Source organism: Streptomyces atriruber (genome assembly GCF_001418325.1).
Taxonomy (GTDB): domain Bacteria; phylum Actinomycetota; class Actinomycetes; order Streptomycetales; family Streptomycetaceae; genus Streptomyces; species Streptomyces atriruber.
The window spans coordinates 1-5,400 of sequence record NZ_LIPN01000207.1 but is presented as its reverse complement, the minus strand read 5'-3'; the positions used below and the strand labels follow the sequence as shown (position 1 = coordinate 5,400).

The window sequence follows — 5,400 nt, the reverse complement described above, 5'->3', positions numbered from 1 at the left end:
GCCGGGGGCGAGGGGCGCGGGGCAGGTCGATGTCGGGCGTCACGGATGTGGTGCGGGTCGCGTCGGTGCGGTGCGTCATGGCGGGCCTCCCGGGTGCGGAACTTGTTGGGACTCAGATCCTTCCGGCCCTGCGACCCCGGGGCACGCCCGTCGGCCCCCGGCTTCCGGGTGGGGCCAGCCACCCTCCGGCCAGGGTGAACGCCACCGTGCCGGAAGGGGCCAGGGCCACCCACCCCGTATACGGCGACCTGACGCCCCCCCGGCGGCGCACTCCGGCCGAGTGCCACGCCGCTCCGACGCATACGTACCGACCACGTTTGGCCAAGGCTCAGCGGGTAACTCGGTCGACGAGGTGAACATGGCCAATACGCCACGTAAGACCACAGACGGCAAGACATCAGCTCAAAGTGCGCCGGAGAGTGAGAAGGCATCGCTGCCGGGGCCCATGGCAGTCCTCCGCACCGCACGCGAGCAGCTCGCGGAGCTGACCGGCATGACGCCCGAATCGGTGTCGTCCTTCGAACGCACCGAAGAGGGCTGGCTGTTGGAGATCGAGGTCCTCGAACTGTCGCGTGTCCCCGACACGATGAGTCTCCTCGCGAGCTACGAGGTGCAGCTGGACCCGCAGGGCGAGCTCATGGGCTACCGGCGCCTGCGCCGTTACGAGCGCGGACGTTCGGAGCCCCGCGGCACCGGCGCCCACTGAGAACCGAAGCCGGACCGGACGGAGTCCCGGGAGGACCCCGGTCCCGGCCGAACCCGAGAGCAGAAGCCGAACCCCGAGAGCAGAACAAGACCAAGGAGGCACCGTCGGCATGACCGTAGTCCCGGCACAACAGTCCGGCGGCGGAGGCGGCACAAGTGGCCTGTACGACGTCGTGGAGCTCATCCTCGACCGAGGACTCGTCATCGACGCCTTCGTACGCGTTTCGCTCGTCGGCATCGAGATCCTGAAGGTCGACGTCCGTGTCGTCGTCGCGAGCGTCGACACCTATCTCCGGTTCGCCGAGGCGTGCAACCGCCTCGACCTGGAGACCGGACAGAAGAAGGATCCCGGACTGCCCGGCCTCGTCGGCGAGATCACGGAGTCCGGTGCCAAGGGCAAGTCCAAGGGTGCGCTCTCCGGAGCCGCCGAGACCATATCGGACGCTTTCAAGCAGTCCCGTGCGGAGGGTGAGCGGCAGACCGAAGAGCGGCCGCGGGCCCGGCGCTCCACCTCCCGCCGGAAGGAGGAGCAGGAGTGACCACGTACGTGTACGGCATCGCGAGCAGCTCCCATCCGGCGCTGCCGGACGGCATGGAGGGCATCGGCCGGCCGGCCTGCCCCGTGCGCGTCCTGAAGAACGGCGACCTCGCCGCGATCGTGAGCGACGCCCCCGAGGACCTCAAGCCCAAGCGGCGTGATCTGCTCGCGCACCAGAACGTCCTGTCGGAGGCCGGCGCCGCGGGCTCCGTGCTCCCGATGCGCTTCGGCAGCCTCGCACCGGACGACGACACGGTCGTCTCCGTGCTCGGAGAGCGCGCCGATCACTACGAGGAGCGGCTGCGTACGCTCGACGGCAAGGTCGAGTACAACGTGAAGGCCACCCACCACGAACAGGCCGTGCTGCACCAGGTCCTCGCCGAGAACCCGGAGCTGCGCGCCATGGTCGAGGCCAACCAGCGCCAGGGCGGCGGCACCCACGAGCAGAAGCTGCAGGTGGGCGAGATGATCACCGCCAGTGTGCGGGCCCGCGAGTCGAGCGACGCCGTTCTGGTGCGGCGCGCGCTGGAACCGGCCGCCGAAGCGGTCGGGGAGGGCCCCGAGGGCACCGGCTGGCTGGCGAACGTCTCGTTCCTCGTGAACCGCAAGACCGCCGAGGGTTTCCTCGCGGCCGTCGAGGAACTCCGGCTCACCCAGCCGCACTTGGACCTGCGGGTGCACGGTCCGCTGCCCCCCTACAGCTTCGTCGACCCGGGGCCTTCCGAGCCCGCCGAGTGACGTCATGGGGCTGATCGGCGAACTGCTCCTGCTGCCCCTGGCCCCTGCCCGTGGGTCCCTCTGGGTGCTCAGGCAGGTGGTCGACGAGGCGGAGCGGCAGTACTACGACCCCTCGGCGATCCGTCGGGAACTCTCGCGCCTGGAGGAACTCCTGGAGGCGGGGGAGATCGACGAAGCCGAGTTCGAGCGGTGCGAGGACGAGCTCCTCGACCGGCTGCAGCACAGCACAGGACGGGAATTCTGACAATGAACCGACTAGCAGTGGGCCTGGCCGTGGGCGCGGGGTACGTCCTCGGTCGCACGAAGAAGGCCAAATTCGCGTTCGCCGTCGGCAGCATGGTGGCGGGCAAGCGGCTCAACCTGAGTCCGAAGGCGCTGGGCCAGCTCGTGACCCAGCAGCTGGAGAACAACCCTCAGTTCAAGGAGATCGGCGACCAATTGCGCCAGGATCTGCGGGGCGTGGGCAAGGCCGCCACCGGATCCCTCCTCACCCGGCAGCTGGACGGCCTCGCCGACCGTCTGCACGACCGCACCCTCGGCGTTCAGGACCGCATTTCAGGTGTGGTGCCGGGCGAGGTGAAGGGCGTCGCCGGGGAGGACGACCGCGAGGAGGCCGAGTCCGACTCCAGGGCCGATTCCGACCCCGATTCCGACCCCGATTCCGGGTCCGGGAAGGCTTCCGGGAACGGTTCCGCGCCCCGGTCCGAGCGATCCGGGCAGCGGAAGAAGGCCCCGGCGAAGAGGGCAGCACCGAAGGCGGGGGCGAAGTCCGCCCCGAAGGCGGCCGCGAAGAAGGCCCCGGCCAAGAAGACCGCGCAGAAGACGGCTAGGAAGTCCACGCAGGGCAACGCGACCGCGGCCGTCGGCGGAACCGCCCGCAGGGCCACCTCGTCGGCCCGCTCGGGCGGCGGCCGGACGAAGGGAGGCAGCGACCATGGCTGAATCACAGCTGAGCACCATCACGCACAGCCCGGCCGCCGACCGCCTGAAGGAGGAGGCGCAGGCCTACCTCATGGCGCAGGTCGAGCGCATGCTCGTCGGCGTCGGTCACCGGCTCGGCGACGCCACCGTCAAGCTCAACGACATCGCGGAGGGCAAGAGCCCCGGCTTCGGCAAGCTGGCGGCGCAGGCGGGCAAGAAGGTCGCCGAGGGCAAGGGCCCGGTGCGCAGCGCGCTGGAACTCGGCGGCAGCCACCTGAAGGACAAGGTCACCGACGCCTTCAAGGGCCTCGGCGGCAAGCGCAAGAAGGGCGGCGCGGGCCAGAAGCCGACCGTCATTCTGGAGTACGTCGACGTCGGCGTGCCGCTGCGCGAGGCGTACGACCAGTGGACCCAGTACCAGGAGTTCTCCACCTTCGCCAAGGGCGTCAAGGGCGCCACCGTGGCGAACGACACGGACTCCGACTGGAAGCTCAAGGTCTTCTGGTCCAACCGCAGTTGGAAGGCGCACACCACCGAGCAGGTGCCCGACCAGCGCATCACCTGGACCTCCGAGGGCGGCAAGGGGACGACGAAGGGAGTCGTCACCTTCCACTCGCTCGCCGAGAACCTCACCCGGGTGCTGCTGATCATCGAGTACTACCCGAAGGGCCTGTTCGAGAAGACCGGCAACATCTGGCGAGCCCAGGGCCGCCGGGCCCGCCTGGACCTCAAGCACTTCGCCCGGCACATCACGCTGCGCGGCGAGGCGAGCGACGGCTGGCGCGGCGAGATCCGCGACGGCGAGGTGGTCGTCACCCACGAGGACGCGTTGGCCGAGGAGTCCGAGGAGTCCGAGGAGCCCGAGGAGGGCGCCGAAGGAGCCGAAGGCGCAGAGGGCGAATACGAGGACCAGGACGAGCCGGAGTCCGAGTACGACGAGTACGAAGAGGGCGAAGAGGGCGAAGAAGGCGTAGAGGACGAGCGCGAGGACGAGCCCGCGGAGGAGTACGAGGACGAGGAGGGCGTCCCCGAGGAGGAAGCCGAGGGCGAGCCCGAGGGTGAGTACGGCGAGGAAGCGGAGTACGACGACGAGGAGCCCGAGGTCGACGACGAGAGGGAACGGGAGTACGCCGGGTCGGCCGGCGGCGGGCGGGACCGTCGATGACGGCCTCCCCCGGCAGCGGGCTCCCCGGCCCGTACGGCAGCGGCGGTGGCGGGGCCAACCTCGCCGACATCCTCGAACGCGTCCTGGACAAGGGCATCGTCATCGCCGGTGACATCAAGATCAACCTGCTCGACATCGAACTGCTCACCATCAAGCTCCGCCTCATCGTCGCCTCCATCGACAAGGCCAAGGAGATGGGCATCGACTGGTGGGAGGACGACCCGGCGCTCTCCACCGGGGCGCGCCGTGCCGAACTCTCCCGGGAGAACGCCGAGTTGCGGCAGCGCTTGGCGGAGCTCGAGGAGCGGGAAGTCCTGGAGCCGGCCAAGGCCAAGAAGGAGACACGTGATCGCCGCGAACGATGACCCGCACGGCGGCGGACCGCACCACGACGACCTGAGGTACGTCTACGCGGTCTGCCGCCCCCTGGCCGCGCCGCTCGCCGCCGATCTCACCGGGGTCGGCGGCGAGCCGCCCCGCCAGCTCGTCCACGGGGACCTGGTCGCCCTGGTCGGCCCGGTGCCGGAGCGGGACTTCGCCGAGAAGCCCCTGCGCGCCCACCTCGAAGACCTGGACTGGCTCTCGGAGACGGCCCGAGCCCACCAGCACGTGATCGACGCGCTCACCACCGTCACCTGCCCGCTGCCGTTGCGCCTCGCGACGGTCTTCCGGGACGACAGCGGCGTGCGCGCCATGCTGGAGGACGGGGCCGAGCGCTTCCACCGCGTCCTGGAGCGGATCGACGGACGCGTGGAGTGGGGCGTGAAGGTCCACATGGAGAACCCGGAGGGCTCGGCGGGCGCGGCGGGCGGCGAGTCCGCGGAGCCGCAGCGGAACGGGGCCGTATCCGGGCGGGACTATCTGCGCCGGCGGCGCAGTCAGCGCACGGCCCAGGAGGAGAACTGGCAGCGGGCCGAGGCCTTCGCGCGGGGGCTGCACGAGCGGCTCGCGGAACGGGCCGACGACTCCCGGCTGCACGCGCCGCAGAACTCGGAGCTCTCCCGCGCGCCGGGCCGTAATGTGCTCAACGCCGCTTATCTGGTGCCCCGCACGCACTCCGAGGAGTTCGTCGAGCTCGTGGACCGCACCAAGGACGACGAGCACGGGACGAGCGGCCTGCGGGTGGAGCTGACGGGGCCGTGGGCGGCGTACTCCTTCACGGGGGACACGGGGGACACGGGGGACGCGGGGGACGCCAGCGATGGAGAGGACACCTCCGCATGACCGTCGTCGAACGCCGGGAAGTCGCCCTGGTCGATCTGCTCGACCGGCTCCTCGCCGGCGTCGTGGTCATCGCCGGTGACATCACCCTGCGGATCGCGGACGTCGACCT

The 5,400-nt window shown here is 70.4% G+C and carries 9 protein-coding genes; all 9 read left to right on the top strand.

The features are described from left to right. Positions 1-358: 358 nt before the first annotated feature. Positions 359-706 (top strand): gas vesicle protein GvpO, encoded by a 348-nt coding sequence (locus AOK03_RS22150; protein WP_079074878.1) that lies wholly within the window; start codon positions 359-361, stop codon positions 704-706. A gap of 109 nt (positions 707-815) precedes the next feature. Then, positions 816-1,244, top strand: coding sequence for a gas vesicle structural protein GvpA (locus AOK03_RS22145; RefSeq protein WP_055567064.1), 429 nt, complete (start codon positions 816-818; stop codon positions 1,242-1,244). Continuing rightward, positions 1,241-1,981: a GvpL/GvpF family gas vesicle protein gene (locus AOK03_RS22140; protein ID WP_055567063.1), complete on the top strand. Its 741-nt coding sequence runs from the start codon at positions 1,241-1,243 to the stop codon at positions 1,979-1,981. Before AOK03_RS22145 ends, AOK03_RS22140 begins: the two co-directional genes overlap by 4 nt. Positions 1,982-1,985: 4 nt before the next feature. Further along, positions 1,986-2,225 carry a gas vesicle protein GvpG gene (locus AOK03_RS22135; protein WP_055567062.1) on the top strand — a complete coding sequence of 80 codons (240 nt, stop codon included), beginning with the start codon at positions 1,986-1,988 and terminating at the stop codon, positions 2,223-2,225. 2 nt (positions 2,226-2,227) lie between these two features. Continuing rightward, a complete protein-coding gene (locus AOK03_RS22130) occupies positions 2,228-2,923 on the top strand; it encodes a hypothetical protein (protein ID WP_055567061.1) in 696 nt (231 codons plus the stop codon). Next, positions 2,916-4,067 (top strand): SRPBCC family protein, encoded by a 1,152-nt coding sequence (locus AOK03_RS22125; protein WP_055567060.1) that lies wholly within the window; start codon positions 2,916-2,918, stop codon positions 4,065-4,067. The genes AOK03_RS22130 and AOK03_RS22125 overlap by 8 nt, the downstream gene beginning before the upstream one ends. Next, positions 4,064-4,432 carry a gas vesicle protein gene (locus AOK03_RS22120; protein WP_055567059.1) on the top strand — a complete coding sequence of 123 codons (369 nt, stop codon included), beginning with the start codon at positions 4,064-4,066 and terminating at the stop codon, positions 4,430-4,432. Before AOK03_RS22125 ends, AOK03_RS22120 begins: the two co-directional genes overlap by 4 nt. Further along, a complete protein-coding gene (locus tag AOK03_RS22115) occupies positions 4,413-5,291 on the top strand; it encodes a GvpL/GvpF family gas vesicle protein (protein ID WP_244177698.1) in 879 nt (292 codons plus the stop codon). Before AOK03_RS22120 ends, AOK03_RS22115 begins: the two co-directional genes overlap by 20 nt. Further along, positions 5,288-5,400: gas vesicle protein GvpJ (gene gvpJ, locus AOK03_RS22110; protein WP_208609570.1), on the top strand; the 113-nt coding region annotated here is incomplete at its 3' end. The genes AOK03_RS22115 and gvpJ, both read left to right, overlap by 4 nt.